Genomic DNA, 26,801 nt, shown 5'->3' with positions numbered 1-26,801 from the left:
CCTTTCGGTGGCTTTTTTCTATTTTTTGTCCGGGTCGAAGAACTGCACGTTGAGGGGGATAAGCGCTTCCCGGCTGCCTTTGGCGGCCTTGAGACGGGCCAGGTAATCCGCCCAGTGCTGGTCCTGGTTGCGGCCCAGATCGTGCAGCACTTTCCAGGAGTAGAGGCCACTGTCGTGGCCATCGTCGAACACCAGCTTCACCGCGTAGTTGCCCACCGGTTCAATCCGGGTGATGTTGACCTCTTTCTTGTTGGTCACCAGCACCGGATTGCCGTGGCCATGCACCTCCGCGGAGGGCGAGCAGACCCGCAAAAGCTCACAGGCCAGAACAAAGTGGTCACCGTTGTCGAACTGCACCTCGAGCACTTTCGAGCCCTGTTTGAGTTTCAGTCCGGTCACTTTCGGGGTCATGGGCAGTCCTTACAGGATAAAGCGGGCCAGATCTTCGTCTTCCACCAGGGTATCCAGGTGGGCGTTCACGTAGGCGGCGTCCACGGTCAGGGACTGGCCGCTCTTGTCGGACGCGTCGAAGGAGATCTCCTCCATCAGGCGCTCCATCACGGTGTGCAGACGACGGGCGCCGATGTTCTCGGTGCGCTCGTTGACCTGCCAGGCCGCTTCGGCGATGCGCTGGATGCCGTCTTCAGTAAAGCTGACGTCCACCCCTTCGGTGCCCATCAGCGCTTTGTACTGCTCGGTCAGGCTGGCGTGCGGTTCGGTCAGGATGCGCACGAAGTCTTCGGCGGTGAGGGAGTCCAGCTCAACGCGGATCGGCAGACGGCCCTGCAGTTCCGGGATCAGGTCAGACGGCTTGGACAGCTGGAACGCACCGGAGGCGATAAACAGGATGTGGTCGGTCTTCACCATGCCGTGCTTGGTGTTAACGGTGCAGCCTTCCACCAGCGGCAGCAGGTCACGCTGAACGCCTTCGCGGGAGACATCCGGGCCGGACACTTCGCCACGCTTACAGATCTTGTCGATCTCGTCGAGGAACACGATGCCGTGCTGCTCAACCGCTTCGATCGCTTTCTCTTTCAGCTCTTCCGGCTTCACCAGCTTGGCCGCTTCCTCTTCCACCAGCAGTTTGAAGGCGTCTTTTACCTTCATCTTGCGGCGGTCTTTCTGCTGGCCACCCAGGTTCTGGAACATGGACTGGAGCTGGTTGGTCATCTCCTCCATGCCCGGAGGGGCCATGATCTCCACGCCCATCTGGGCCTGGGACACGTCCACCTCAATCTCTTTGTCGTCGAGCTGGCCTTCACGCAGTTTCTTGCGGAACACCTGGCGGGTGGCGGTGTTGTCGGCTTTCTGCTCGTTGCCCCACTGGTCTTTGGGGTTGGGCAGCAGCGCGTCGAGTACCCGCTCCTCGGCGGCTTCCTCGGCGCGGAATTTGTTCCGGGCCATCTCCTGTTCGCGGGTCATCTTGATGGCGGAGTCGGTCAGGTCACGGATGATCTGCTCAACCTCTTTGCCCACGTAGCCCACCTCGGTGAACTTGGTGGCTTCCACCTTGATGAAGGGCGCGTTGGCCAGCTTGGCCAGGCGACGGGCGATCTCGGTTTTACCCACACCGGTGGGGCCGATCATCAGGATGTTTTTCGGGGTTACTTCCTGGCGCAGCTCCGGCTCGAGCTGCATGCGGCGCCAGCGGTTACGCAGGGCGATGGCGACGGCTTTCTTGGCGCCGGACTGGCCGATGATGTGGTTATCCAGTTCGGAGACGATCTCTCTCGGGGTCATTTCAGACATCAGTTCGCCCCCTTGGCGTCAAGTTCTTCGATGGTTTGGGTCAGGTTGGTGAACACGCAGATCTCACCGGCGATGGTCAGGGCCTTTTCGCAGATGTCGCGGGCACCGAGGTCGGTGTTTTGCAGCAGGGCCAGGCCGGCCGCCTGAGCGTAGTTGCCGCCGGAGCCGATGGCGATGATGTCGTGTTCCGGTTCCACCACGTCGCCGTTACCGGAGATCAGCAGGCTGGTTTCCGCATCGGCGACGATCAGCATCGCTTCCAGCTTCTGCAGGGAACGCTCGGTGCGCCACGCTTTGGCCAGCTCAACGGCGGCCCGGGTCAGGTGGCCCTGGTGCGCGGTCAGCTTGGACTCCAGCAGTTCAAACAGGGTAAAGGCATCCGCGGTGGCACCAGCGAAACCGGCCAGCACTTTGCCGCCGTGCAGGTGGCGCACTTTGCGGGCGTTGCCTTTCATCACGGTGTTGCCCAGGGAGACTTGGCCGTCTCCGGCAATCACCACTTTGTCGCCGCGACGGACGGACACGATCGTGGTCATGAAAACCCCTTATCTTGATGGCGGCCACAAGGGCCGCCGTCTGGAAATGGTGCGTTGGGCGCGGGGCGCCCTCTGCCAGTTAGTCTAGATGTGGGGATGGACGGGGGGTGGTTCAACCCCCCTGACAGGGATTTGGCTGGGATCAGAGCATTCTTGGCAGCACATCCGCCTGCGGACGGTCATCGAACAGGCGATGTTTCAGCGCGCCAGCCAGGTGCAGCAGCATCAGCGCCAGCATCAGGTAGGCCATCGGGCCATGCAGGCTATGGGCGGTTTGCTGCAGCGCGTCGCTTTGGGGCACCAGGTTCGGCAGGGTCAGGCCAAACACCGTCAGTTCGCGGCCGATGCTGGACATGATGTAGCCGGACAGCGGCACCAGCAGCATCAGCAGGTAGAGGCTCCAGTGGGTGGCATGGGACAGGCCAATCTCCCAGCCCGCCAGGATCCCTTTGGAGCTGGGGATGGGGCTGCGACGGCGGATCAACAGGCGGGCCACCAGCAGCAACAGGGCCAGGAAGCCGAAGGATTTGTGCCAGCCATACAGCTCGAACTTAAAGGGGGAGCGGTCGAGGCCAGCCATATACCAGCCCACCGTGATAAGGCCGACCATCATCAGCGCCATCAGCCAGTGGATGGCGCGCAGGGGAAGCGAGTACTTCATGAGAATCACTCCTTTTACGAACTCTCAAACTCGCGCCTTAGATACCACGTTCACCGACCCGGCAGCTTGATCCGGATCAGACCGTAAAGCGGCTCAGCTTTTCCCGTTGCTCATTGGCGATGCCAGCCACCTGTTCCGACTGCACCGACAGCTCGTTGATCTGGTTTTGGCGATGGCCACTTTGCCGGGCCAGGTCGGAGAGGGTTTCGCTGGCATGGTGGCAGGCCTGGGTCTGCTCTGAGGTGGCCTGGGAGATCGCCACTGCACGCTGCTCAACGGTGACCACCGCCTGCTGGATCTGCGCCATCGCCTCATCCAGTTGCTGGCGCAGGGCGTGGGTGCGGTCCATCTCCTCGCGGCTGGCCAGAGCGGCGTCACGAGCGTTGCGGGCGGCAAGGTGCAGGGTTTGGATCATCGATTCGATGGAGTCGGTCTGCTCCCGGGTCTGGGCCGCCAGTTTGCGCACCTCGTCGGCCACCACGGCAAAACCCCGGCCCTGCTCCCCGGCCCGGACTGCCTCGATGGCGGCGTTAAGGGCCAACAGGTTGGTGCGCTCGGCGATGTGGTGGATCACCTCTGCCACGGCGCCGATCTGGTCCACCTGAGTATCCAGCTCGTCCATCCGCTGATCGTTGGCCTGCAGGTGGCTGGCCAGGTTGTCCAGGTGCTCACTGGTGCGCACCAGGGCTTGCCGGCCGTCCCGGGCCAGGGTGGCGGAGCGGCGGCTCTGTGTTTCGCTGTCGCGGCTCTCCCCGGCGATGGACTGCATGCTGGCGTCCATCTGGGCAACGGCAGCCGCGATGCGGTTGATCTGCTCCGATTGTTGACCCAGCTCCTCCTGCTGGCGGTGGCTGATGCCGGCGCTGATCCGGGCGGCCTGGTGCAGCTCCTCGCCGCGCTGGTGCAGCTGACCGAGCACCTCGCGGTTCTGTTCGTTGGCCCGATTGAGCCACTGGCCCAGCTGGGCAAATTCGGCGGGTTGGGTCAGGTGACAGCGCTGGGTGAAGTCGCCCTCAGCCATCCCCTGAATCACCCCTTTCAACGCTTTCAGGGCGTGGCGCAACTGGCTCACCAGCAGCAGGGTCAGGGCCACCATCAGCAGGACGCCCAGCACGGTCAGGGCCACCAGCCACTGCTGGCTCTGGTTGATCACGGCCTGGGTTTGCTGCTCACTGTCGGCCACCTGAACCTGTGTGTGGGTGATCAGCTGACCCAGTTGCTGGCCAATTCCCGCCAAAGCCGGAGCCAGTTCCAGCTGACCCTGGCGGCTGTCCACCTCCAGCTGCACCCGCTCCAGCTGCAGCGGGAACATGCCACCGGTCTCCATGCCCTGCTCTAACGCTTCCAGCGCCATCTGTACCGAGGGGTAGGTCTCCAGTTCCGGGTTTTCCCGCAGCAGGGCGGTGTACTGGAAACGCATCCGGGAGATCAGCCCTTTGGCGTCGTTGAGCTGGCGCCTGGCGTCGGCCACCTTGCCGGCACTCATCAGATTCATCTGCACCGTCATCAGCGCACCGGCGTCGGAGATAAAGCTCTCGTAGGCCATGCGGGCCCCTTCATTGCCGGCAAATAGTAACGGCACCAGGCGGCTCATCTCGTCCCGGGCGGACCCGATGGCGTAAAGCAGGTAGCCCCGGCCCCTTGTCAGGGCGGCTTCCACCTCAAGGTGGCGGGCGGCTTTGTCGAGCAGGGGCCGCATCCGGGCTGTCAGTAACTGAACCGATTCGCCCAACCGCTCGGCATCCTGCCGCAGCCCGTCATCCACCTGACGGGTCAGCTCTGACAGCATGGCCTCGGTGTGCCGGGACGCCTCATCGAAGGCGGTGCGGCTGTGTTCGAAAGTTTCGGTGTCGGGCGCACTGATCCCCTGTCGCAGGGTTTGGTCCATCTGCAGCACGCCCTTATCGACCGCGGCGGCAAGGGTGGCCACGGGCAGCGCTTCGTTGCTGAGGCGGTTGATGGCCTGATTAAGTTGCCACAAGCCCCAGAGGGCGCTGGCCACCAGGCCCAGGGCGATAACCCACTGCAAAACCATCGAGATGACGACCCGTTGAACCAGAGTAAGTCGCCGAATTTCGGACAAAAACCACTGCATGACTGCAACCGATAGGGAAACCAACGCTCTGGATACGGCATCGAGATGACAAAAATATGTATCGGCAGGAAAGTCACGGACAAACCGCAGAATCCCCTTTTCAAGCCCCAAAATTCAGAGTTATTGATGGTGATTATTTCATCATCTACGGGGCCCACAGTTGGTCCGGTGGTTTGACCATTGGTGTTACGCAATTGTCACGAACCTCGACCAGTATCAATGGTGCCCAATGACTACGAGGATGAGTGACATGGAGAAAACAGTTGCGTTGATCACCGGTGGAGTAGGCGGTATTGGTCTGTACCTGACCAAGGCTCTGGCTGAGGAAGGCTACCACGTTGTCGCGGGTTGTCGCCCCAACAGCAGCAATGCGGAGCGGCTGGCGGGTGAGCTGGCCCAGAGCCACCCCAATGTGACCATCCTGCCCTTTGATGTGGCGGATTTTGGTGAGTGTCAGCGAATCGTGCTGGATATTGAGGAGACCATCGGGCCGATCGGCGTGCTGGTGAACAACGCGGGGATCACCAAGGACGGCACCCTGAAGAAGATGGAGCCGGAGCAGTGGCGCTCGGTGCTGGACACCAACCTGGACAGCGTCTTTAACCTGTGTCGCGCGGTGTTGCCGAAGATGCTGGAGCGTGAGTATGGCCGCATCATCAGCATCTCCTCCATCAACGGTCAGAAGGGCCAGTTTGGTCAGTGCAACTACGCCGCTGCCAAGGCGGGGATGTACGGCTTTACCAAGTCTCTGGCGCAGGAGGTGGCGGCCAAGGGGATTACGGTAAATACCGTGTCACCGGGGTACATCGAAACCGACATGATCAAAGCGATTGATGAGGCCATCCGCGACAAGATCCGCCGTCAGATCCCGGTTCAGCGCTTCGGCCAGCCGGAGGAGATCGCCCGCGCCGTGTCGTTCCTGGCGGACAAGCAGTCCGGCTTTATTACCGGCTCGAACCTCGCCATCAACGGCGGTCAGTATATGGCGTGACCACCACTGACTGGGTTAACTCCCGGTCGCACTCGACACAGTGCAGACAAAGCCGCCACAGGGCGGCTTTTGTGTCCGCGTCCAGCGCCTGAAGATCGGCGATACACACTGCACCACTGCGCACCAGTGCCGCCAACTTCTCAATATCGATGCCAACCTGAACCTGCATATCACCCTCCTCTTACGCGAACAAAACACAATGAGAATTGTTATCATTTGTGCGCAAGCACGCAAGGATAAAATCTTTTCTGAGTCGTAACGGGGGAGATAAGCGGGGTTCAGTCCCGCTGGTAACGCTGGCGAACCGATTCCGGCATATGGGCCAGTTGGCTCTGTTTCAGGGCGTCGAACGCGGTCAGCAGCGGGGCTGGGTCGAGCCCTTCCAGACACTGCAGGGCGTAGGCGGTGGCTTCCAGCGTAGACAGGCTGTCGGCCCGGTGGGCTTTGCGGATGCGGTAGTCGCCGCTGGGGGCGTCGCGGAAGGTGAGGGTGGGCAGCGCGGCCAACCAGGGGTTGAGCTGCAGCATCTTGTGGGTTTTGCGCCAGGTGCCGTCGATCAGCAGCAGCTGCGCATCGGCGGGCAGGCTGACGCTCTCCACCGGTTGGGCGTCTTCCGCCGGGTAGAGCAGGAAACTGGGGCGCTGGCCCAACGCGGCCCGCAGCGGCGCGAAGTCCGCTTCAGATTCACCGCACCAGAGCTGGCAGTGGTTGAGCACGGCGGCGGTGAGGCCAGCGGTGCCCTTGGCGCACTTCAGCTCGGAGGGGTGCATCAGGATGTGCACCGGCAGGCGATGGTCAGTGGCTTTAATGGCGTGACACAGGCAGGTGCGCTGAGGGCGTTGGCAGCGGGGGCAGGTGGCGCGACTCATGGTAAAAAAGGGGGCCGAAGCCCCCTCAGTTCCACAGCCAGATCTGGCAGGTGTTGATGCCGGAACGCTGCAGCGTATGGCGATCTTTCTCCGCCAGGCGCTTGCGCTCATAAGGCCCCAGTACCACCCGGAACCAGACCCCATTGCGGCCTTCCGAACGACGCACCTGGGACTCCAGTCCCTGGAACGCGATGGTGGCGCGCATGGCGTTGGCCTGATCCTCACTGCGGAAGGAGCCGCACTGCATCTGGTATGGGCCGCCGGTCTCCTGCTCAGGCACCTCGACCTCCACCTCGGAGTTGGGCAGCACGTCGATGTACTGCCAATCCTCCTGCGGCTTCTCCGGCAGCGGGGCTTGCTCCTTCTTCGGCTTCGGCGCAGGTTGCTCCACCGCCGCATCCGGGGTGGTGCCCTCTTCGCGGTCGCTGGCACCCTGGATGGTCAGCAACAGATAGCCAAAGAAGCAGAGCAGGGCCACCACCACCAGCGCCATCGGCCAGGGGAAGGGCTTTTTCGCCGGGGCCTTACTGCGGCCCCGGGCAGGTTTGCGGGCAGGGCGCCCGCGTCCGGCATAATCCTTTGCCATAAACTTACATGCGATCCAGGGTGTTGATGCCCAGCAGGCCGAGGCCCACTTTCAGGGTGTTGGCGGTCGCGGCACACAGGCGCAGACGGCTGGCCTTGGCGTCTTCAGCCACGTCATCTTTGTTGATCGGGCAGGCTTCGTAGAAGCTCATAAAGGCACCGGCCAGCTCGTACAGGTAGGTGCACATCAGGTGCGGCATGCCTTTGTTGGCGACGCCCTGAACGGCATCGTTGAACTGCACCAGCTTCTGGGCCAACGCTTCCTCTTTGTCGTGCGCCAGCACCACGGTGCCGTTCAGCTCGGCCGCGTTCACACCCGCCTTGCGGAAGATGGACTGGATGCGGCTGAAGGCGTACAGCATGTAGGGCGCGGTGTTGCCTTCGAAGGTCAGCATGTTGTCCCAGTCGAACACGTAGTCGGTGGTACGGTTCTTGGACAGGTCAGAGTACTTCACGGACGCCATGGCCACGGTGGCGGCGATGGTGTCCAGCGCGTCACCCTGCAGGTCCGGGTTCTTCTCGCCAATCAGCTTGGTGGCGCGCTGATGGGCTTCTTCCAGCAGGTCAGCCAGCTTCACGGTGCCACCGGAGCGGGTTTTGAACGGCTTGCCGTCTTTGCCCAGCATCATGCCGAAGGCACAGTGCTCGGTGGTGGTGGTGTCTGGCAGGTAACCGGCTTTACGGGCGATCAGCCAGGCTTGCTGCAGGTGCTGGGCCTGACGGGAGTCGATAAAGTACAGGATGCGGTCGGCAGCGAAGGTGTCGACACGGTACTTGGCGGCCGCGATGTCGGTGGTGGTGTAGAGGAAGCCACCGTCACGCTTCTGGATGATCACACCCATCGGGTTGCCATCTTTGCCTTTGAACTCGTCCAGGAACACCACTTTGGCGCCCTGGTCTTCCACCGCCAGACCCTGCTTGGTCAGGTCTGCCACGATCTCCGGCAACATCGGGTTGTAGAGGCTCTCGCCCATGATGTCGTCGTTGCTCAGGGATACGCCCAGGCGGTCGTAGATGGCCTGGTTCTGCGCCATGGTGATGTCCACCAGCTTGCGCCACATGGCGTTGCAGTACTCGTCACCGCCCTGCAGTTTCACCACGTAGTTACGGGCACGCTCAGCGAACTCGCCGTCTTCGTCGTAGCACTTCTTGGCTTCGCGGTAGAAGGCTTCCAGATCGGACAGGTCCATATCGGCGGCGCTTTCGTTCTCCATCTTCTCGAGATAGGCGATCAGCATGCCGAACTGGGTACCCCAGTCGCCGATGTGGTTAGCACGAACCACGTTGTGGCCGAGGAATTCGAGGGTGCGGGTCACCGCGTCACCGATCACGGTGGAGCGGATGTGGTGCACCGCCATCTCTTTGGCCACGTTGGGCGCGGAGTAGTCGGTCACGATGGTTTGCGGCGCAGCGATGGGGGCCACGTTGGCGCGGTCATCGCTGGCGATGGTTTCAATCTGCTTGCCCAGCCAGCCCGCATCCAGGAAGAAGTTGATAAAGCCGGGACCGGCGATCTCGGTTTTGGCCACCAGGGTGGATTCCGGCAGGTTGTCGATGATCAGGCCCGCCAGTTCACGGGGGTTTTTACCGGCCGGTTTGGCCAGCATCATCGCCAGGTTGGTGGCCAGATCGCCGTGGCTTTTGTCTTTGGTGCGGTCTACCTGGAGTCGCGGTGCGGCATCGGCCGGGATGATGGCCTGGGCTTTAAGACGGTCGACGGTTTGTTCAAGTAACTGCTGGATATGGTCTTTCATCGCGACACCAAAAGAATTCTGGGGGTTCCCGCCATGATAAGGCGGGCATTCGAACCGGCTATTTTAACGCTGGAACTGGATAAAAACTATATCGCAGGGGGTTGAGATCAGAGCAGATCCTGGGGGTCGCGCTCCAGATGCCAGCGACAACGTTTGCCACTCTCCAGATTCGCCACCGCCACCAGCCAGGGTTCAAGGCTGTGTTGCAGGCTGCGGCGGTCCGGCGCCAGCAGCAATGCCTGGAACCGGTACTTGCCCGCTTTGCGCTCCAAAGGCGCCGCCATCGGCCCAATCATCTGCACCTGACCGGCCGGCAGCAGGCTCTTGGCCTGTTGCAGGAACCCCTGAGCCTCATGGGCCTGATTGGCTTCGGCGCGGATCACCGCCAACTGCCAGTAGGGGGGCAGCAGGGCCTGCTGGCGTTCGGTCAGCGCGTCTTTGGCAAAGGCGGCGTAACCGGCCCCCAGCAACTGGTGCAGCAGCGGGTGTTCCGGCTGGTGGGTCTGCAGCACCACCTCGCCCTTCTTACTGGCGCGGCCTGAGCGTCCGGCCACCTGAGTGTAGAGCTGGGCCAGACGTTCAGCAGCGCGGAAATCGGCAGAGAACAGGGCGGAGTCCACGTCCAGCAGCCCCACCAGGGTGACGTCGGGGAAGTGGTGGCCCTTGGCCAGCATCTGGGTGCCCACCAGGATCTTCACCTCGCCGCTGCGGATCCGCTCCAGCATCGCCTCCAGACTGCCTTTACGGCTGGTGGAGTCGCGGTCGATGCGCACCGCCGGGGCGTCGGGGAACAACCGTTCCAGTGCCTGTTCCAGCTGTTCGGTGCCGACCCCGCGGGTAAACAGCTGGGTGGAGCCGCAATCCGGGCACTGCCGTGGCAGCCGCTTCTGGCTGCCGCAGTGGTGGCACTGCACCATATTGCTGGCCTGGTGCACGGTATAGAAGGCGTCGCAGCGGTTGCACTCGTGCAGGTGGCCGCACTCGTGGCACAGCAGCGCCGGGGCAAAGCCGCGACGGTTGAGGAACAGCATCACCTGATTGCCTTCATCCAGGTGCTGGCGGATGCGCTGGATCAGCGGCGGCGACAGACCGGCATCCAGCGGCAGGTGGCGGATGTCCTGCAGGATCTGGCGCACCGGCTGAGCGGCCCCGGCCCGGCGGGTCAGGGTCAGGTGGCGGTAGCGGCCCTGCTGCACGTTGTTGAGGGTTTCCAGTGCCGGGGTGGCGCTGCCCAGCACAATGGGCACGTTCTCCAGCTGCGCCCGCATCACCGCGAGGTCACGGCCGTGGTAGCGGAACCCCTCCTGCTGTTTGAAGCTGGCGTCGTGCTCCTCGTCGATCACAATCAGGCCCAGCTCCGGCAGGGGGGTAAACAGCGCCGACCGGGTGCCCAGCACAATGGCGGCCCCCCCGGCCCGGGCCCGCTGCCAGCTGGCCAGACGCTCGGTGTCGTTCACCGCCGAGTGCAGCACCTCCATCGGCAGCGGAAAGCGGCGACGGAAGCGGGCGATGGTTTGCGGCGTCAGACCGATCTCCGGCACCAGCACCAGCACACTCTGGCCCCGACGTAATACCTCCTTCATCACCGACAGGTAGACCTCGGTTTTACCCGAGCCGGTGACCCCATCCAGCAGGAAGCAGCCGAAGCCCTCGTGCTGGTTGATGGCGCTGACCGCAATGGCCTGCTCCGGGTTCAGGCGCGGGGGCTCCTCGCCGCCGGTCCAGTTTCGATCCCAGCTTTGGGCGGGCTCAGGCTGTTCGGTGTGAGGAGCCAGCAGGCCCTTTTCGGTCAGGGCTTTGAGGGCCTGCCGGCTGAACTCCAACTCGGTAACCTTGCCATCCTCCAGCCGTTTTCCGGCCTGCAGGTAGGCGATGATGCGCTGTTGCTGAGCCGCCCGCTTGAGGCTGTCCAGCGCCACCTCGCGGCCACTGTCGGTCAGTTGCCACAGGGTCACGGCGGCTGGCTCGGCGGATTCGCCCTTGCGCAGGCGCACCGGGATCATCTGTGGCAACACCAGCCCCAGCGGGGTGAAGTAGTAGCGGCTGGCGGTCTGGGCCAGTTTCCACAGCGCCGGGGAGAACAGGGTGTGGTCATCGAGGCTGGCTTCGATCGTTTTGATCTTGGCGGGGTCCAGCTCCGGTTCCGGGCCGTGGCTGACCACGATGCCTACCTGGGACTGGCGCCCAAAGGGCACGCGCACACGGGTGCCGGGCTCCGGCAGCGGTTGATCCGGCAGGGGAAGATAGCTGAACAGGCGCGGCAGCGGCACCGGCAGGGCAACCTGAATGTACACGATGGTCGGTTTACTTTGAGCGGACAGAGGGCTATACCCTACCAGAGCCGAACCAAGGGCGGAAAAAAACGCGCGATCGGCGATCCTTTCGGCGTAGAAATTGTACAGAATGCTTGTGGGCATTGCGGCACTGCTGTATCATCTCGCGCCCTGAAAGTATCACCAACCTAACGTGTGGTGTCCGGCATAGAATCGGATAGCGACACGGCCTAATTTGAGGTTTCCCATGAAACAAGGTATCCACCCGAACTACGTAGAGATCACCGCCAACTGCTCTTGCGGTAACGTGATCAAGACCCGCTCCACCGTGGCTAAAGACCTGCACCTGGACGTATGCTCCGAGTGCCACCCGTTCTACACCGGCAAGCAGAAGGTGATGGATACCGGCGGTCGCGTTGAGAAATTCAAGAACCGTTTCGGTGCCATCGGCTCCAAGAAGTAATCGAAACGATTCGAAGCAAGGGCGTCCAGTTGGACGCCCTTTCTTTTTGTCTATTTATTCAGCAACTTAACCCTCTCTTTTCGCCCTGCCAGCCTCCCCGATAAATGGGTATACGGCTTTCGCCTAATGCCCGGTTATGCACCCTTAATGCATTGTTTTTGAAAGCGTTTAATTTTGCTTGGATAAGCCACTGGTATGAGCAGGCGGCGTGCGGCCAAAAACCCCTCGCTCGGCCTTGCAATTACCTCTCAGTGGAGTATGTTTGCGCCGACTTCCCCCCCAAACCTACGACAAGCCGAATTCGGGAAATAACAACATCATGTCGGATCTGCGCGAAAAAGCCCTCGAGTATCATGCCTACCCCGTGCCGGGAAAAATCAGCGTTGCGCTGACCAAACCGGCGGAAACCCAACAGGACCTGGCCCTGGCCTACAGCCCCGGTGTGGCTGAGCCGGTGCGCGAAATCGCGGCCAACCCTGCTGACGCTTACCGCTACACCAACAAGGGCAACCTGGTGGCGGTGATCAGTAACGGCACCGCCATTCTGGGTCTGGGTAACCTGGGTCCGCTGGCCTCCAAGCCGGTGATGGAGGGGAAAGCCCTGCTGTTTAAGCGATTTGCCAATATCGACTCCATCGACATCGAGGTGAAGCACCGCACCGTCGAAGAGTTTATCGATACCGTGGCCAACATCGCCGACACCTTTGGTGGCATCAACCTGGAAGACATCAAAGCGCCGGAGTGCTTCGAGATTGAGAAGCAGCTGATTGAGCGCTGCCAGGTTCCGGTATTCCACGATGATCAGCACGGCACTGCCATCGTGACCGCAGCGGGCCTGCTGAACGCGCTTGAGATCCAGGGCAAAGACCTGGCTGAAAGCACCATCGTCTGCATGGGCGCCGGCGCCGCCGCCATCGCCTGTATGGAGCTGCTGATCAAGTGCGGCGCCATGCGCGAGAAGATCTACATGCTCGACCGCCAGGGCGTGATCCACACCCGTCGCGACGACCTCAACGAATACAAGCAGCTGTTCGCCAACAACACCGACAAGCGCACCCTGCAGGACGTGATTGCCGAAGCGGACGTGTTCGTGGGCGTATCCGGCCCGGACGTGCTGTCTGCCGAAGACGTGAAGCTGATGGCCGACAAGCCGGTGATCTTCGCCTGCTCCAACCCGGACCCGGAGATCCGCCCGGAAGTGGCCTTTGCCGCTCGCCAGGACATCATCATGGGCACCGGCCGCAGTGACTACCCGAACCAGGTCAACAACGTCCTGTGCTTCCCGTTCCTGTTCCGTGGTGCGCTCGACGTGCGCGCCAGCGCCATCAACGACGAGATGAAAGTGGCTGCGGTCCACGCCATCCGTGAACTGGCCAAAGAGCCGGTGCCGGAGCTGGTGCTGAAAGCCTACCAGGCCGATGCCATGAGCTTTGGTGCTGACTACGTGCTGCCCAAGCCGATGGACCCGCGCCTGCTGCCGCGTGTGGCCAAGGCCGTGGCGCAGGCCGCCATCGAGTCCGGCGTGGCTGGCATCGAAGCGCTGCCTGAAGGCTACATGAACGAAGCCTGATCCCGGCCTCGATTTTCGCTGCCTGCCGCGCTTCGGTTTGGCAGAATTCTAAAAAGCCCGCTTGCTTAAGCGGGCTTTTTACGTTTTGAATACAGATAACTAAAGAGGAAGATACGTCGATGAGCCGAATTGCCGCCACCGCATTGCTTGCCACCGTCAGCCTGCCGGCTTTTGCCGTACCCGGCAGTGAGCCGCAATCCGCCTGGGGCATCGCCATTGGCGCCCGCTACGCCGACATCCCCTACGACACCGACGTCGATCAGGTGATGGACATCACCCCGCTGATGTACTTCCACACCGAGCGTTTCTACCTGCACGGCCTGGAGGCGGGCTTCCATCTCTGGAACGACGAGAAGCACCAGGCCACCCTGTTCTCCCGTTACCGCTTCTTCGATATCCCCGAGGAGTATCAGAACGAGGTGCGCGAGGACAGCTTCGATACCGGCCTGCGCTACCGCTACATCCCCTGGGACAACGCCTACCTGGATGCCGAGGTACTGAGCGACGGCAGTGGCCGCAGCTATGGCCACTTCCGCTACGGCTTCTTCCATCAGGAGGGCGCGCTGGAGGTGCGTCCCACCCTGCAGATCGACTGGCGCTCAGAGCAGTTCAACAGCTACTACTACGGCCTGGATCAAGTGGACGCCGGGGCCGATCTGGGGGCCACCGTCGGGTTTGAGTTGCGCTACCACGTCTGGAGCAACCTCTACCTGATGGGCAGCGCCAACGCCTCCATCCTGGGGGGCGAGCTGGCGGACCTGCCCACCCTCGACTCCCGCTATAACCTGGAAACCTTTATCGGTTTTGGCTTCTTCCCGGAGCCCTCCGAGCGCGGCAAGCTGTGGGAGTCAGACGCACTTGAGGGGCACTATGTGCGGCTGGCCACCGGTTGGGCCACCGAGTCCAATATCGGTGAGATCCTGGCGGGTGACCGGGTCAAAGACCCCTACGGCAACCAGCTCACCTCGGTGTTCTGGGGCCTGCCCCTGACCAACGAACTGTTTGGCCTGCCCATCGACATCTACTTCACCCCGGGGCTGATCTACCACCACAGCTCCGAGGTACAGGACCCCACCTACGAAGGGGTGCTGGCGGTCAAAGCCTATTACAACTTCGACTGGCCCATCCGCTGGCGCATCGGGGTGGCAGAAGGTCTCTCCTACGTCGATGAGATCACCTACATCGAGCAGATCGAGATGGACCGTAAGGGCTACCGCCCCTCCAACCTGATGAACTACCTCGACCTGTCGTTTGGCGCCAACCTGGGTGACCTGTTCGGCATCCGTGAACTCGACCCACTGTGGCTGGGCTACAGCCTCCACCACCGCAGCTCCATCTTTGAAACCGCCTCCCAGTTTGGCCGCATCAAGGGTGGCAGCAACTACAACACGGTGTACCTGCAGTGGCACTTCTGATCGCCATCATGATGAACAAAGGAGTGTCTCATGGCTGATGGTTCCCCGACCTCAACCGGAGGTCGCCAATGAACGCCATGCTGTTGAGCCTGGTGATGCTGACCATGGTGCCGGTGACGCCCACACCGATGGAACAGGCCGACGACTTCTTTGCCGTGTATGCTGAGCGTAAGGATTTCGAGGCGCTGATGGCGTTCTACGCCGAAGACGCGGTGCTGGAGGATATGGTGTATGGCCATATCGCCGAGGGCCGTGAGGCGATTCGGCGCACGTTGGACTGGTCCCGGGGCGAGTTTCGGGTGCTGGACGGTGGCCCCGCCCTGACCCTGACCGAGACCGTCGGCGAGGGCTCAGTGGTGGTGGTGAACGGCTACTTCCGCCCGTTCGAGTTTGATGGCGATGCCCTCGGCCCCTGGCGCTTTACCATCTGGCTGGAGTTTAACGACAGTGGGGCTATCCAGCGCCAGACGGACTGGATCAACTACACGCCCCGACAACGCTATCTCGGCGGCGACAACCGCAATGACGCGGTCGACCAATAATAAGGAGACACCCCAATGTCATCGGCATTGATGGGCGCAGGACGCTTCAACGATCATCTGCAAAAACGGCTGGACCCGACAATCCAGATCCGCCCCGCCACCGAGGCGGACATCCTGCAACTGAGCCAAATCCGCCTCTCCGTGGTGGAGAATGTGTTGTCGGATCCGGAGCGGCTGACTCCGGCCATCTACCACGACTACCTGACCGGGCGAGGTCGCGGCTGGCTGGCGTTGTGCGATGGGGAAGCCGCGGGATTTGCCGTGGCCGACGGGCAGGACGCGTCAATCTGGGCGCTGTTTATCGACCCCCGATTTGAGGGGAAAGGATTGGGCAAAGCGTTACTGGACCGGGCCGTGGACTGGCTGTTTGCCAACGGCGCCCGGGTGATCACCCTCTCCACCGACACCAACACCCGCGCCGAAGGGTTTTATCAGGCCCAGGGCTGGCAACCCGGCGCCATCGACGTGCGCGGCGAGCGCCACTTCACCCTGTCCGCACCGGAATAACCGGTTACTCCGAGCAACCGTGGGCTGAAAGCCCACGCTACCAAAGCGAATCGGCCCGTCGAAGGCCACCGTAGCGTGGGCCTGTGGCCCACGGCACCCAATTGGATAGGGCCCCGGAAGGCCACCGTAGCGTGGGCCTGTGGCCCACGGCACCTAATTGGACAGGGCCCCGGAAGGTCACCGTAGCGTGGGCCTGTGGCCCACGGAACCCAATTGGATAGGGCCTCGGAAGGTCACCGTAGCGTGGGCCTGTGGCCCACGGAACCCAATTGGACAGGGCCCCGGAAGGTCACCGTAGCGTGGGCCTGTGGCCCACGGCACCTAATTGGACAGGGCCCCGGAAGGTCACCGTAGCGTGGGCCTGTGGCCCACGGAACCCAATTGGATAGGGCCCCGGAAGGTCACCGTAGCGTGGGCCTGTGGCCCACGGAACCCAACCGGATAGGGCCCCGAAGCTCACCGTAGCGTGGGCCTGTGGTCCACGGCACCCAATTGGATAGGGCCCCGGAAGGTCACCGTAGCGTGGGCCTGTGGCCCACGGCACCCAATTGGATAGGGCCCCGGAAGGCCACCGTAGCGTGGGCCTGTGGCCCACGGCACCTAATTGGACAGGGCCCCGGAAGGTCACCGTAGCGTGGGCCTGTGGCCCACGGAACCTAATTGGATAGGGCCCCGGAAGGTCACCGTAGCGTGGGCCTGTGGCCCACGGAACCCAATTGGATAGGGCCTCGGAAGGTCACCGTAGCGTGGGCCTGTGGCCCACAGCACCCAACCTGATAGGGCCACCGTTATGGCCTCGGAAACGGCGTTATTCGGGGCTCAAACCTCAAGCCTCAAACCTCGGGCCACAGGGCGATGGCGGAGCGCAGCACCAGCAAAGTACCAGCCAGAGCGCAGATCACCAGCGTCGCCGCTTTCAGCCGCTCCGGCTCCACCCGGTTGGCCAGCTTGTCGCCGATGGCAAAGCCCAGCGCGGTGGCAGGCAGCAGCCAGAATCCCCGCAAAAGGTCATCCCACCCCAACTCACCGGCCAGCGCCAGCAGGGTCAGGGCGATGATGCAGCCAAACAGGAAGAAACTGGAGAGGGTCTGGCGCATCTGCGCGGCACTTCGATGGTGGTTGAGCAGCAGCGCCATCGGCGGCCCGCCAATGGCGGAGATGGAGGAGAACACCCCGGACAGGGTGCCCGCCCAGAACAGGTTGGCTTTGGTAAACGCCACCGAGTATTTGCGCACGGTCAGGGCGACGGCCACCAGCACAATCAGGCCGATGCCCAGCCCCAGCCACTCAGCCGAGGCCACCACCAGCAGGTAGGTGCCGATGATGCCACCGGGAATGCGGCCCAGCAGGGCCGGAGCCAGCACCCCAATGTCCAGCGGGGCGCGGATGCGCCACATGGTGAGAATGGAGAGGGCCATTCCCATCAGGATAATGGGCGCAGGCACCCAGGCGGGGTCAATCATGTACAGGATGGGGGTGACCACCACGGCCAGGCCAAATCCGATGGCGCCCTGAACGGCAGCACCCACGGTCACCACAGCCAAAACCCAAAGCAGGCTGAGATCCAACAGCGGCCTCGACAGTCTTTTGGTTAGAACAAGAAAAAAGCCTGCGATGCGCAGGCTTCTTCAGGATTAATCGTCCAGGTTTTCCCAGTCGATGCCCAGCGCTTCCATCATGCGACGGGCTTCCGCCGGGACGCCGTCAGGCTTGTCCTTGCGCAGGTCGTCGTCCTGCGGCAGCGGCTGGCCGGTGTAGGCGTGCAGAAACGCTTCACACAGCAGCTCGCTGTTGGTGGCGTGGCGCAGGTTGCCGATCTGACGACGGGTACGTTCGTCAGTCAGAATTTTGAGCACTTTCAGCGGGATGGAAACGGTGATCTTTTTGACCTGCTCGTTTTTCTTACCATGCTCCGCATAGGGGCTGATGTAGTCCCCATTCCACTCGACACTCATCGATGCACCTTTAAGTCGTGATTACGGTTGCAAATTTTAACCACACCATCTGTAGAGTCAAATTGTTGCCATCTCGACCCATATACGTTTAGACGTCCAAACGTCTTGACGCCCGGGCGTATGATGGTTAGCTTAATACGCTCACCCCCTAAAATTGCTTTGCGTCAGACTGGAGGATGCACCAATGAGCCAGCACCAATTTGCCACTATCGCCGCCCGGGAAGGCATTGATACCGACACGCAACATGGCGCTGTGGTGCCTCCGATCTACCTCTCCACCAACTACACCTTCGAAGACTTCGGCCAGCCGCGCCAATACGATTACGCCCGCAGTGGCAACCCCACCCGCTCCGCCCTGGCCGACGCCCTCGCCAAGCTGGAAGGCGGCGCCGGTGCGGTGGTGACGGCCACCGGCATGGCCGCGGTAACGCTGGCGACCTCACTGCTGGGCCCGGAAGACCTGCTGGTGGTGCCGCACGACTGCTACGGCGGCAGCTACCGCCTGTTCACCTCTCAGGCCAACAAGGGCGCGTTTAAGCTGGCGGTGGTGGATCAGGGCGACGACGCCGCTCTGGCCGAAGCGCTGGCTCAGAACCCGAAAATGGTGTGGCTGGAAACCCCGTCCAACCCGCTGCTGCGCGTGGTCGACGTAGCGGGCATCGCCGAACAGGCCAAAGCCGCTGGCGCGCTGGTGGTGGCCGACAACACCTTCCTGTCGCCGGTGCTGCAGCAGCCGCTGAGCCTCGGCGCCGACATCGTGATCCACTCCACCACCAAATACATCAACGGCCACTCTGACGTGGTGGCCGGTGCGGTGATCGCCAAAACCCCGGAGCTGGCGGAGCAGCTGGCCTGGTGGGGCAACTGCCTTGGCATCACCGGCGCGCCGTTTGACGCTTGGCTGACCCTGCGCGGCCTGCGCACCCTGCCGCTGCGTATCCAGCAGCACCAGGCCAATGCCGAAGCCGTGGTGGCGCTGCTGGCGGACCACCCGGCGGTGGCCAAAGTGCACTACCCGGGCCTGACCAGCCACCCCCAGCATGAACTGGCCAAGCGCCAGCAGGCGGGCTTTGGCGCCATGCTCAGCTTTGAGCTGAAGGGCGGCGAAGCGGAAGTGCGCGCCTTCCTGTCACGCCTGACCCTGTTCTCCCTGGCCGAAAGCCTCGGCGGCGTTGAGAGCCTGGTGGCCCACCCGGCCACCATGACCCACGCCGCGATGGACCCGGAAGCCCGCCGCGTGGCCGGCATCTCCGACACCCTGATCCGCCTCTCCGTGGGCATCGAAGACCCCCGTGATCTGGTCGCAGACCTGACCCAGGCCCTGGGCTGAACGGACAGAGGAGAGCAGTACCATGGCGCGCAGTCACCTGCATAAATTTGGCGGTTCCTCCCTGGCGGATGCGGATTGTTACCGCCGGGTGGTTCATATCCTGCTGACCCAGGGCCAGGCCGACGACCTGGTGGTGGTGTCCGCCGCAGGCAAAACCACCAACGCCCTGATCGCCCTGATTGAACAGGCGAGCCGGGGCGAGGACACCGCCGCAGCGCTGACTGCGCTGCAGGATTTTCAGCGTCAGCTGATCAGCCAGCTGCTGATCGGCGACGAAGCCCAGTCCCAGCAAGCCCAGCTCAATGCCGACTTTGTGCGTCTGGCGGGCTGGCTCAAGGAACCCCAACAACAGCGCAACGTGATTCAGTCGCTGGGGGAGTGTTGGTCTGCCCGCCTGCTGGCGGCGGCCCTGCGCCAACTGGGCGTGGCGGCAGCCAGCCTTGATGCCCGTGATTTCCTCACCGTGGCACCGGGCCTGACCCCGCAACCGATTGAGCAATACAGCCGTGACCTGCTGGAGCAGCGTCTGGTGGCCCAGCCCCACACCCGGCTGGTGATCACCGGCTACATCGCTGCCGATGAGCAGGGCGATACCGTGCTGCTGGGGCGCAACGGCTCCGACTACAGCGCCACCCTGATTGGCAGCCTGGCCGGGGTGCAGGGCGTCACCATCTGGACCGACGTGGAGGGGGTGTTCAACGCCGACCCCAACCTGCTGGACGACGCCCGCCTGCAAACCCAGCTGAGCCTGGACGAAGCCGACCGACTGGCCCGACTGGGTTCGCCGGTACTGCACCCGCGCACCCTGCAGCCGCTGAAGCAGCACGCGCTGGACCTGAACGTGCGCTCCAGCTACACCCCGGAGCGCCCCTACACCCGCATTCTGGCCGGTGAGGCGGACGCCGAGCCGGTGGTCACCAGCCTCAGCCGGGTGGCGTTGCTGCACTGCGAAGGGGCCGCGCCGGATGCACTGGGCGAGGCCTTTGCCGAACTGGAACAACAGGGGCTGGCACCGCTGGTCAGCTACCCGGAACGCGCCGCCGTGGCGGTGCTGGAAGAGCAGGCCGATGCCGCCGAAGCGCTGCTGGCGGATCGCCTCGCCAGCCCGGTGCGGCGTGACCACAGCCACGGCCTGGTGGGCCTGGTGAGCGACGGCGCCACCCGCCTGCGCGGGGCCTTCTCCCGCCTGCTGGGGCGTCAGGCCTGGCCGCTGAAAGCGGACGCGCTGGCGCTGGTAACCCTGGTGCCGGCCGAACAGGTCGCCGACCTCACTGCCCGGGTGCACCGCCGCTGTGCCGGTGCCCGCAAACGCATCGGCCTGATCGTCGCTGGCAAAGGCAACATCGGCAGCGCCTGGCTGGACCAATTCGCCGGCTATCAGGCCCGCATCCGTCAGGATTTGGAAGCGGAGCTGACCCTGGTGGCCATCCTCGGCCAGAACCAGGCCCTGCTGTGTGAGCGCGGCATCGTCCCCGCCCAGTGGCGTGAGCACTTTGACGCCGACGCCAGCGACTACCAGCTCGATGACGTGGTGCGCCAGCTGGCGGCACTGCCCTACGACGAACTGGTGCTGCTGGACATCACCGCCAGCGCCCAGCTCAGCCTCGCTTACCCGCGTCTGCTGGAAGCGGGCATCCACCTGGTCAGCGCCAACAAGCAGGCGGGCAGTGGCCCGCTGGCGTTCTACCAGCAGCTCAAGCAACACCTGGCTGAGCGTCACCTGTACTGGCGCTACAACGCCACCGTGGGCGCGGGCCTGCCGATCTTCTACGCCCTCGACGACCTGCGCCGCAGCGGCGACCGCCTGCAACGCATCGACGGCGTGTTCTCCGGCACCCTGAGCTGGCTGTTCCACCACTACGACGGCCAGCGCCCGTTCTCCGAACTGGTGCTGGAAGCCAAAGCGGAAGGGCTGACCGAGCCGGACCCGCGGGACGACCTCTCCGGCGTCGACATGCAGCGCAAGCTGCTTATCCTGGCGCGGGAGCTGGGAGTGGCGCTGGAGCTGGAGCAGGTGGCGCTGGAATCGCTGGTGCCCAACGCCCTCAAAGACCTGCCGCTGGATCAGTTTCTGGCCCGCATCGACGAGCTGGACACCCCGCTGGCCGATGCGGTGGCCGAGGCGGCCAAAGCGGGCAAGGTGCTGCGCTATACCGCCGCGCTGGCGCTGGAGAGCGACCGTCTGGTGGCCCGGGTGGGGCTGGATGCCGTCACCCCGGAACACCCCTTCGCCAGCCTGCCGGCCGGTGATAACCAGTTTCTGCTGCGCAGCGACTACTACCCCGATGGCCTGGTGATCCAGGGCCCGGGCGCGGGCCGGGCGGTGACCGCCGCCGCCGTGCAATCGGATCTGGTGGCAATCTGCCGCCGCTTACTGCATTAATTGACCACGGATTGATAGGGAGTCGGGGATATGGGATTTCATCACGCCCAACAGGTGGAAGCGCTGAACGAGCGATTGAGCTCGCTGCGGGACATTCAGGTTTCATTCGAGTTTTTCCCGCCCTCCAGCGCCGAGATGGAAACCACCCTGTGGCACTCCATCGAGCGACTGGCGCCGCTTAAGCCGCGCTTTGTGTCGGTGACCTACGGCGCCAACTCCGGCGTGCGTGACCGCACCCACAAGGTGATTGAGCGCATCCACAACGAGACGCAGCTTCAGGCCGCGCCCCACCTGACTCTGGTGGACGCCAGCGACGAAGAGCTGCGCACCCTGGCGCAACAGTACTGGGATCAGGGCGTGCGCCATATTGTGGCGTTGCGTGGCGACGTGCCCCAGGGCCAGCCCAACCCCAACCGCTATGCGTCCGATCTGGTCTCCCTGCTGCGCGACGTGGGCGACTTTGAGATCTCCGTGGCGGCCTACCCGGAGTGCCACCCCGAAGCGCTGTCAGCGCAGGCCGACCTCATCAACCTCAAGCGCAAAGTGGACGCCGGTGCCACCCGCGCCATCACCCAGTTCTTCTTCGACATAGAAGCCTACCTGCGCTTCCGTGATCGCTGCGCGGCGGCGGGCATCGACGCCGAAATCGTCCCCGGCATCCTGCCGGTCACCAACTACCAGCAGCTGCTGAAGTTTGCCGATTTCGCCAAGATCCGCGTGCCCAACTGGCTGCACCATATGTTCGACGGGCTGGATGACGACCCCGCCACCCGCAAACTGGTGGGGGCCAACGTCGCCATTGAGATGGCCAAGGTGCTGGCCAAGGAGGGGGTGGAGGAGTTCCATTTCTACACCCTCAACCGGGCGGAGCTCTCCTACGCCATCTGCCACGCCCTCGGGGTGCGGCCGGGGCTGGAAGGCTGAACCTGAAACGGGGGCGAAAGCCCCCGTTTGCTCATCAGAGAATTGCGACGAAACCGTCAAATCACCCTGATTTACATCAATATTTCATTATTTGCCCCGGTTTGGTGTGATCCAGGCCAACGTCCTGCATCGCTCAATTTGGCACCATGTCGACCCACTACCCCATGCGACGGAACCGACGGGCTATGCGTAACAACCAACCCATCACCGGCCAGGAGAAACGTTATCCTGGTGATGCGATTCTTCTCTCCACCACCGACCTCAAGGGCAACATCAAGTACGCCAATCCGGATTTCTCCGACATTGCCGAGTTTGAAGCCAAGGGCCTGCGCGGCCAGCCCCATAACGTGGTGCGCCATCCGGATATGCCCCCCGCCGCCTTTGCCAGCATGTGGCAGCGCATCAAGTCCGGCAAATCCTGGTTTGGCCTGGTCAAGAACCGCACCGCCTCCGGTGACCACTACTGGGTAAACGCCTACATCTCTCCGGTGGTGGAGGATGGCGAGGTCCACGAGTACCAGTCCGTCCGTCGTCGCCCCACCGACAGCCAGATTGAACACGCCGAAGCGCTGTACCAGCAGATCAACGAAGGCAAGCGTCCCGCCTGCCTGAAACCGGCCCGACTGGGTTACCGGGGTCGGCTGATGATGATCATGGCGGTCGTCACTGCCGCCACCGGCGCCATGGCCGCATGGCACCCGCTGTTCGGTACCCTGATCGGCATGGTGCTGGCCATCAGCCTGACCCACTTCTGGCTCAACCCCCTCAAAGCGCTGGCCGAACAGTCCCGCGCCATCATCGAAGACCCGCTGGCGCAGGGCGTGTTTACCGGCCGCAACGACGAGCTGGGTCAGATTGAGCTGGCGATGCACTTCCTCTCCACCGAAACCGGTGGCGTGGTGGGGCGGATGGCCGACAGCGCCTCAGCCCTGTGCGAGAAGGGCCGCCGCCTCAATGAAACCGTGCTGCAAACCCAGGACCGCGCCGAGCGCCAGCATCAGCAAACCACCGCCGCCGCAGCGGCCGTGGAGGAGATGAGCGCCAGCTTTGGCGAGGTGGCCGACAACGCCGAGCGGGTGGCCGAAGCGCTGGCCCGCAGCCAGGGCGTGGCCAACGAGGGCAGTCAGGTGCTGGGCCGGGTCACCGGCTCCATCGAATCCCTGAGCGGGGAGGTGGCGCGCATCGCCACCGAAGTGGCCACCATTGAGCGGGACAGCCTGGCCATCGCCAAGGTGCTGGACGTGATCCGCGAAATCGCCGACCAGACCAACCTGCTGGCGCTGAACGCCGCCATCGAAGCAGCCCGCGCCGGCGAGTCCGGCCGCGGCTTTGCCGTGGTGGCGGACGAAGTGCGCAACCTCTCCAAGCGCACCGCCGAATCCACCAGCCAGATTGAAGCCATCGTCGCCCAGTTCCAGAGCTCCAGCCACAGCGCCAGCGAAGCGATGCGCCAGGGTCAGGCAGCAGCACAGGAAACCGTGCTGCTGACCCGGGAAGCGGACCAGGCCTTCGAAGCCCTGCGCACCGACGTCGTCGAAATCAACCGCATGAGTGACGCCATCGCCGCGGCCATGAGCCAGCAGCGGGTGGTCACCGAAGACATCAGCAGCGCCATTCAGACCATCTCCGAACTGGCCCAGTGCAGCCTTAAGCAGGCCGCCGATGCGGCGCAGGGCGGGCACGAGATGTCCCGCCTCGCCACCAAGCAGGCGCAACTGGCCACTCAATTCTGGCAACAGAGTGTGATGCGGGCCATCTGATAGGGACAATGGCTTACAGACCGACGCGGCGTATGCGGATAGGCTAGCGGGTAATCTGCAGTTTTAATGACCTGTCGAACGTTGCGACGTCCAAGGAGAGAAGGATGAAACGGATTTTGTTGGGTGCCCTGCTGGGCGCCGCCCTGGCCATGCCGGCCTACGCACTGGATGAAGATGCGGTGGCCGCCGCCCGCGACCTGCTGGAAGCCTCCCGTGCCGAGCAGATGCTGGACATAGTGACGGAACAGATCAAAGCCAACATTCTGATGGCGGATCCCGATGCAGGCGCTCACGCCGAGGTGATCAGCCAATTCTTTGCGGAGCATCTGGGTTATCACCAGTTGGAAGCGGACCTGATCACTCTCTATGCCGAAGCCTTTACCACCGGCGAACTGCGCGAACTGGCCCACTTCTATCGCAGCCCCGTCGGCCAGAAATCCCTCGACCTGATGCCGGAACTGATGCAGCGCAGCAACGCCCTCACCATGCAGCGCCTGCAAGCCGCCCTGCCCAAACTGGAAGCCGAACTGCAGGCGATTAAAGCTGAGCAGCAAGCGGGGCAGTAGTGCTTACTGATATTTGATTTAACCGCCCGGGATTCTGGGCGGTTTTTGTATGGGTACTGATGGTCAGCATTATTGAATGGCAAATATCTGATGTTGGTCGACGGGCCAATTTATTATGAGGTGAGAGAGTTTTCCGAAAGAGAATAAGTTGGCTGGTAAGGCGCCAAAAGCGGCCATTCGCGCAGATGGCGCACTTCTCCATTCTCGACACATGTATCCCGTTGACATGAGTTTGATTCGTTTGGAAATTAGGGCGAGATGGCTTATTTCGAGTTAGAGAGTAATCGCGACCTTACAAGGTCAGGCACCTTGCATGGTCGGAATAATACACTGTTAGGCAGCAAAGCTAGCCACGTAAAGAAGAGTAAGAGTCAAAATCACAAGGAAAAATTATGGCATTAAGTAGGGAAGTAAGGCGATTGGCAGGTAAGTGGCAAAGAGGTGACTTTCCCAAGCACTTAGAATGGATTGAACTAGATGGATTAAGAGGTTGGTCCGGACAAAGGGTCGACTTGAGTTTTCCGATTGTTGCTATTTGTGGGGAGAATGGTGCTGGTAAAAGTACGATCATTCAGGCAGCAGCTAGTATTTATGACTCAACTTCTGACGAAAAGCATTATGCTTCAGACTTCTTCCCTGACACGGCATGGGACTCACTAGAAGGGGTGGTTATTAAGGCTTCAATAAAGGAAGGTCAAAATTCAACCGAGGTGTCAATTAGAAAGCCGACAAGAAGATGGCGTGGCAATGACACAAGAAGGCAACGGCCTGTAAAATATTTAGATTTAAGGCGAATTCAACCCATTTCAGCTAGAACGGGTTACGGAAGGTTGGCTAAGCCAGCATTGAATGAGGCTGATTCGAGAGATTTTGAGGGTGGAGCCTTACAGCGATTCTCTAACATTATTGGTAAACCATATTCATCAGCGAGGCAAGCAACTACAAATTTAGATGCAAATAGGAATGTTCCTGTTGTTTCTCACGAAGGCACTGAATATTCTGGTTTTCACCAGGGAGCTGGTGAGGCAACAATTGCTGATTTAATTGCTATTGATATCCCTAGATACAGCATTGTTCTTATAGATGAGATTGAAACATCTCTTCACCCAAGAGCGCAAAGAAGACTAATCAGAGACTTGGCTGAAATATCAAGAGATAAGCTTGTTCAATTTATACTTACAACACATTCACCCTATATCCTAGAGGAACTACCTGCCTCAGCTAGAGTTTACGTGTTCAAGAATGGGGCTGATAAATCCGTAGTGCCAGGTGTTAGTCCAGAGTTCGCACTATCAAAAATGGATGAAGAAGTTCATCCAGAGGTCGATGTATATGTTGAAGATGACACTGCAAAAATTCTGTTGGAAGAAATATTGGCCAATAAATCACTAGAAAGCCTTGCTAGGTGCTCTATTTCTGCATTTGGAGCGGCCTCGGTTGGAAAGTCTCTAGGGCAAATGGTTGTAGGTAATAGATTTTCAAGACCAACCGTGGTGATCCTTGACGGCGATCAAGACCCTGCTCCAGGATGTCTGATTCTACCAGGCGTGGATGCCCCGGAACGCATGGTATTTGAAGATCTTAGGGATAAAGGATGGCTCGATATAGCCCCTTTGATCAACCGCTCCCATTCAGACTTTGTTAGTGCTGCGGTGAACGCATTAACGCTTCCGGATCACCATGAGTGGATTAAATCCGTAGCTGACCGCATGGTATTGGGAGGCGATGAACTGTGGAGAGCTATGAGCCGAGCGTGGATACAAAATTGTGCAGAAGAGAACATAGCCCAAGATATTATTGAATCAATCTCTGACCATTTAGATGCAAGAATGGACGTTGCCTAACAAGCGGTTGCAAGGGACTGCACTCCGCT

Annotated in this window: 24 protein-coding genes; 12 read left to right on the top strand and 12 right to left on the bottom strand. The window is 61.9% G+C overall.

The window, feature by feature from the left end:
- Window positions 1-18 precede the first annotated feature (18 nt).
- The 5 genes from FBAL_RS18050 to FBAL_RS18030 form a co-directional block, all read right to left on the bottom strand.
- Complete coding sequence (locus tag FBAL_RS18050) at window positions 19-411, bottom strand: gamma-butyrobetaine hydroxylase family protein (RefSeq protein ID WP_013347034.1); 393 nt, start codon at window positions 409-411, stop codon at window positions 19-21.
- Window positions 412-420: 9 nt separating this feature from the next.
- A complete protein-coding gene (gene hslU, locus FBAL_RS18045; protein ID WP_013347033.1) occupies window positions 421-1,749 on the bottom strand; it encodes an ATP-dependent protease ATPase subunit HslU in 1,329 nt (442 codons plus the stop codon).
- Complete coding sequence (gene hslV, locus FBAL_RS18040; protein ID WP_013347032.1) at window positions 1,749-2,285, bottom strand: ATP-dependent protease subunit HslV; 537 nt, start codon at window positions 2,283-2,285, stop codon at window positions 1,749-1,751. Before hslV ends, hslU begins: the two co-directional genes overlap by 1 nt.
- A 142-nt stretch (window positions 2,286-2,427) precedes the next feature.
- Window positions 2,428-2,946: a cytochrome b gene (locus FBAL_RS18035; RefSeq protein ID WP_041251371.1), complete on the bottom strand. Its 519-nt coding sequence runs from the start codon at window positions 2,944-2,946 to the stop codon at window positions 2,428-2,430.
- A gap of 76 nt (window positions 2,947-3,022) precedes the next feature.
- Window positions 3,023-5,041, bottom strand: coding sequence for a methyl-accepting chemotaxis protein (locus FBAL_RS18030; protein WP_085949572.1), 2,019 nt, complete (start codon window positions 5,039-5,041; stop codon window positions 3,023-3,025).
- 250 nt (window positions 5,042-5,291) lie between these two features.
- On the opposite strand from FBAL_RS18030, the gene phbB reads away from it, so the two are divergent.
- Window positions 5,292-6,032 (top strand): acetoacetyl-CoA reductase, encoded by a 741-nt coding sequence (gene phbB, locus FBAL_RS18025; protein ID WP_013347029.1) that lies wholly within the window; start codon window positions 5,292-5,294, stop codon window positions 6,030-6,032.
- Here the strand turns inward: phbB and FBAL_RS18020 are convergent.
- From FBAL_RS18020 to priA, 5 genes are all read right to left on the bottom strand, one after another.
- Window positions 6,007-6,201, bottom strand: coding sequence for a hypothetical protein (locus FBAL_RS18020; protein ID WP_013347028.1), 195 nt, complete (start codon window positions 6,199-6,201; stop codon window positions 6,007-6,009). The genes phbB and FBAL_RS18020 overlap by 26 nt on opposite strands.
- 109 nt (window positions 6,202-6,310) lie before the next feature.
- Window positions 6,311-6,901 carry a tRNA-uridine aminocarboxypropyltransferase gene (locus tag FBAL_RS18015; protein WP_013347027.1) on the bottom strand — a complete coding sequence of 197 codons (591 nt, stop codon included), beginning with the start codon at window positions 6,899-6,901 and terminating at the stop codon, window positions 6,311-6,313.
- A gap of 25 nt (window positions 6,902-6,926) precedes the next feature.
- Window positions 6,927-7,487, bottom strand: coding sequence for an SPOR domain-containing protein (locus tag FBAL_RS18010; RefSeq protein WP_013347026.1), 561 nt, complete (start codon window positions 7,485-7,487; stop codon window positions 6,927-6,929).
- A gap of 4 nt (window positions 7,488-7,491) precedes the next feature.
- Complete coding sequence (argS, locus tag FBAL_RS18005; protein ID WP_013347025.1) at window positions 7,492-9,240, bottom strand: arginine--tRNA ligase; 1,749 nt, start codon at window positions 9,238-9,240, stop codon at window positions 7,492-7,494.
- A 107-nt stretch (window positions 9,241-9,347) separates the two neighbouring features.
- Window positions 9,348-11,534, bottom strand: a complete 2,187-nt coding sequence (gene priA / locus FBAL_RS18000) for a primosomal protein N' (RefSeq protein ID WP_013347024.1) — start codon at window positions 11,532-11,534, stop codon at window positions 9,348-9,350.
- A gap of 226 nt (window positions 11,535-11,760) precedes the next feature.
- Between priA and rpmE the strand changes: the two genes are divergently transcribed.
- The 5 genes from rpmE (at window position 11,761) to FBAL_RS17975 (ending at window position 16,010) form a co-directional block, all read left to right on the top strand.
- Window positions 11,761-11,976 (top strand): 50S ribosomal protein L31, encoded by a 216-nt coding sequence (gene rpmE / locus FBAL_RS17995; RefSeq protein ID WP_013347023.1) that lies wholly within the window; start codon window positions 11,761-11,763, stop codon window positions 11,974-11,976.
- Between the two features lie 319 nt (window positions 11,977-12,295).
- The gene (locus FBAL_RS17990; RefSeq protein ID WP_041251369.1) at window positions 12,296-13,546 is read left to right on the top strand and encodes a malic enzyme-like NAD(P)-binding protein; all 1,251 of its coding nucleotides are present in this window, start codon (window positions 12,296-12,298) and stop codon (window positions 13,544-13,546) included.
- A 119-nt stretch (window positions 13,547-13,665) separates the two neighbouring features.
- Window positions 13,666-14,961 carry a MipA/OmpV family protein gene (locus tag FBAL_RS17985; RefSeq protein ID WP_013347021.1) on the top strand — a complete coding sequence of 432 codons (1,296 nt, stop codon included), beginning with the start codon at window positions 13,666-13,668 and terminating at the stop codon, window positions 14,959-14,961.
- Between the two features lie 68 nt (window positions 14,962-15,029).
- Entirely contained in the window at window positions 15,030-15,503 is a 474-nt protein-coding gene (locus FBAL_RS17980; protein ID WP_013347020.1) for a nuclear transport factor 2 family protein, read from the top strand.
- A gap of 15 nt (window positions 15,504-15,518) precedes the next feature.
- A complete protein-coding gene (locus tag FBAL_RS17975) occupies window positions 15,519-16,010 on the top strand; it encodes a GNAT family N-acetyltransferase (RefSeq protein WP_013347019.1) in 492 nt (163 codons plus the stop codon).
- Window positions 16,011-16,843: 833 nt separating this feature from the next.
- Here FBAL_RS17975 and FBAL_RS17970 read toward each other — a convergent pair.
- Both FBAL_RS17970 and metJ read right to left on the bottom strand, forming a co-directional pair.
- The gene (locus FBAL_RS17970; protein WP_013347018.1) at window positions 16,844-17,578 is read right to left on the bottom strand and encodes a sulfite exporter TauE/SafE family protein; all 735 of its coding nucleotides are present in this window, start codon (window positions 17,576-17,578) and stop codon (window positions 16,844-16,846) included.
- A gap of 66 nt (window positions 17,579-17,644) precedes the next feature.
- On the bottom strand, window positions 17,645-17,965 hold the full coding sequence (gene metJ / locus FBAL_RS17965) for a met regulon transcriptional regulator MetJ (RefSeq protein ID WP_013347017.1): 321 nt from the start codon (window positions 17,963-17,965) through the stop codon (window positions 17,645-17,647).
- Window positions 17,966-18,149: 184 nt separating this feature from the next.
- Between metJ and metB the strand changes: the two genes are divergently transcribed.
- From metB to FBAL_RS20020, 6 genes are all read left to right on the top strand, one after another.
- Window positions 18,150-19,295, top strand: coding sequence for a cystathionine gamma-synthase (gene metB / locus FBAL_RS17960; protein WP_013347016.1), 1,146 nt, complete (start codon window positions 18,150-18,152; stop codon window positions 19,293-19,295).
- A 22-nt stretch (window positions 19,296-19,317) separates the two neighbouring features.
- The gene (gene metL / locus FBAL_RS17955) at window positions 19,318-21,678 is read left to right on the top strand and encodes a bifunctional aspartate kinase/homoserine dehydrogenase II (protein ID WP_013347015.1); all 2,361 of its coding nucleotides are present in this window, start codon (window positions 19,318-19,320) and stop codon (window positions 21,676-21,678) included.
- A 30-nt stretch (window positions 21,679-21,708) separates the two neighbouring features.
- Window positions 21,709-22,602 (top strand): methylenetetrahydrofolate reductase, encoded by an 894-nt coding sequence (gene metF, locus FBAL_RS17950; RefSeq protein WP_013347014.1) that lies wholly within the window; start codon window positions 21,709-21,711, stop codon window positions 22,600-22,602.
- Between the two features lie 185 nt (window positions 22,603-22,787).
- Window positions 22,788-24,362 carry a methyl-accepting chemotaxis protein gene (locus FBAL_RS17945; protein ID WP_013347013.1) on the top strand — a complete coding sequence of 525 codons (1,575 nt, stop codon included), beginning with the start codon at window positions 22,788-22,790 and terminating at the stop codon, window positions 24,360-24,362.
- A 104-nt stretch (window positions 24,363-24,466) separates the two neighbouring features.
- Window positions 24,467-24,928: a DUF2059 domain-containing protein gene (locus FBAL_RS17940; protein WP_013347012.1), complete on the top strand. Its 462-nt coding sequence runs from the start codon at window positions 24,467-24,469 to the stop codon at window positions 24,926-24,928.
- A 392-nt stretch (window positions 24,929-25,320) separates the two neighbouring features.
- Entirely contained in the window at window positions 25,321-26,772 is a 1,452-nt protein-coding gene (locus tag FBAL_RS20020; RefSeq protein ID WP_013347011.1) for an ATP-dependent nuclease, read from the top strand.
- Window positions 26,773-26,801 lie beyond the last annotated feature (29 nt).

The sequence above is a fragment of the Ferrimonas balearica DSM 9799 genome, assembly GCF_000148645.1.
GTDB lineage: Bacteria > Pseudomonadota > Gammaproteobacteria > Enterobacterales > Shewanellaceae > Ferrimonas > Ferrimonas balearica.
The sequence above is the reverse complement of the archived record's forward strand: the minus strand, read 5'-3'. Positions and strand labels throughout refer to the sequence as shown.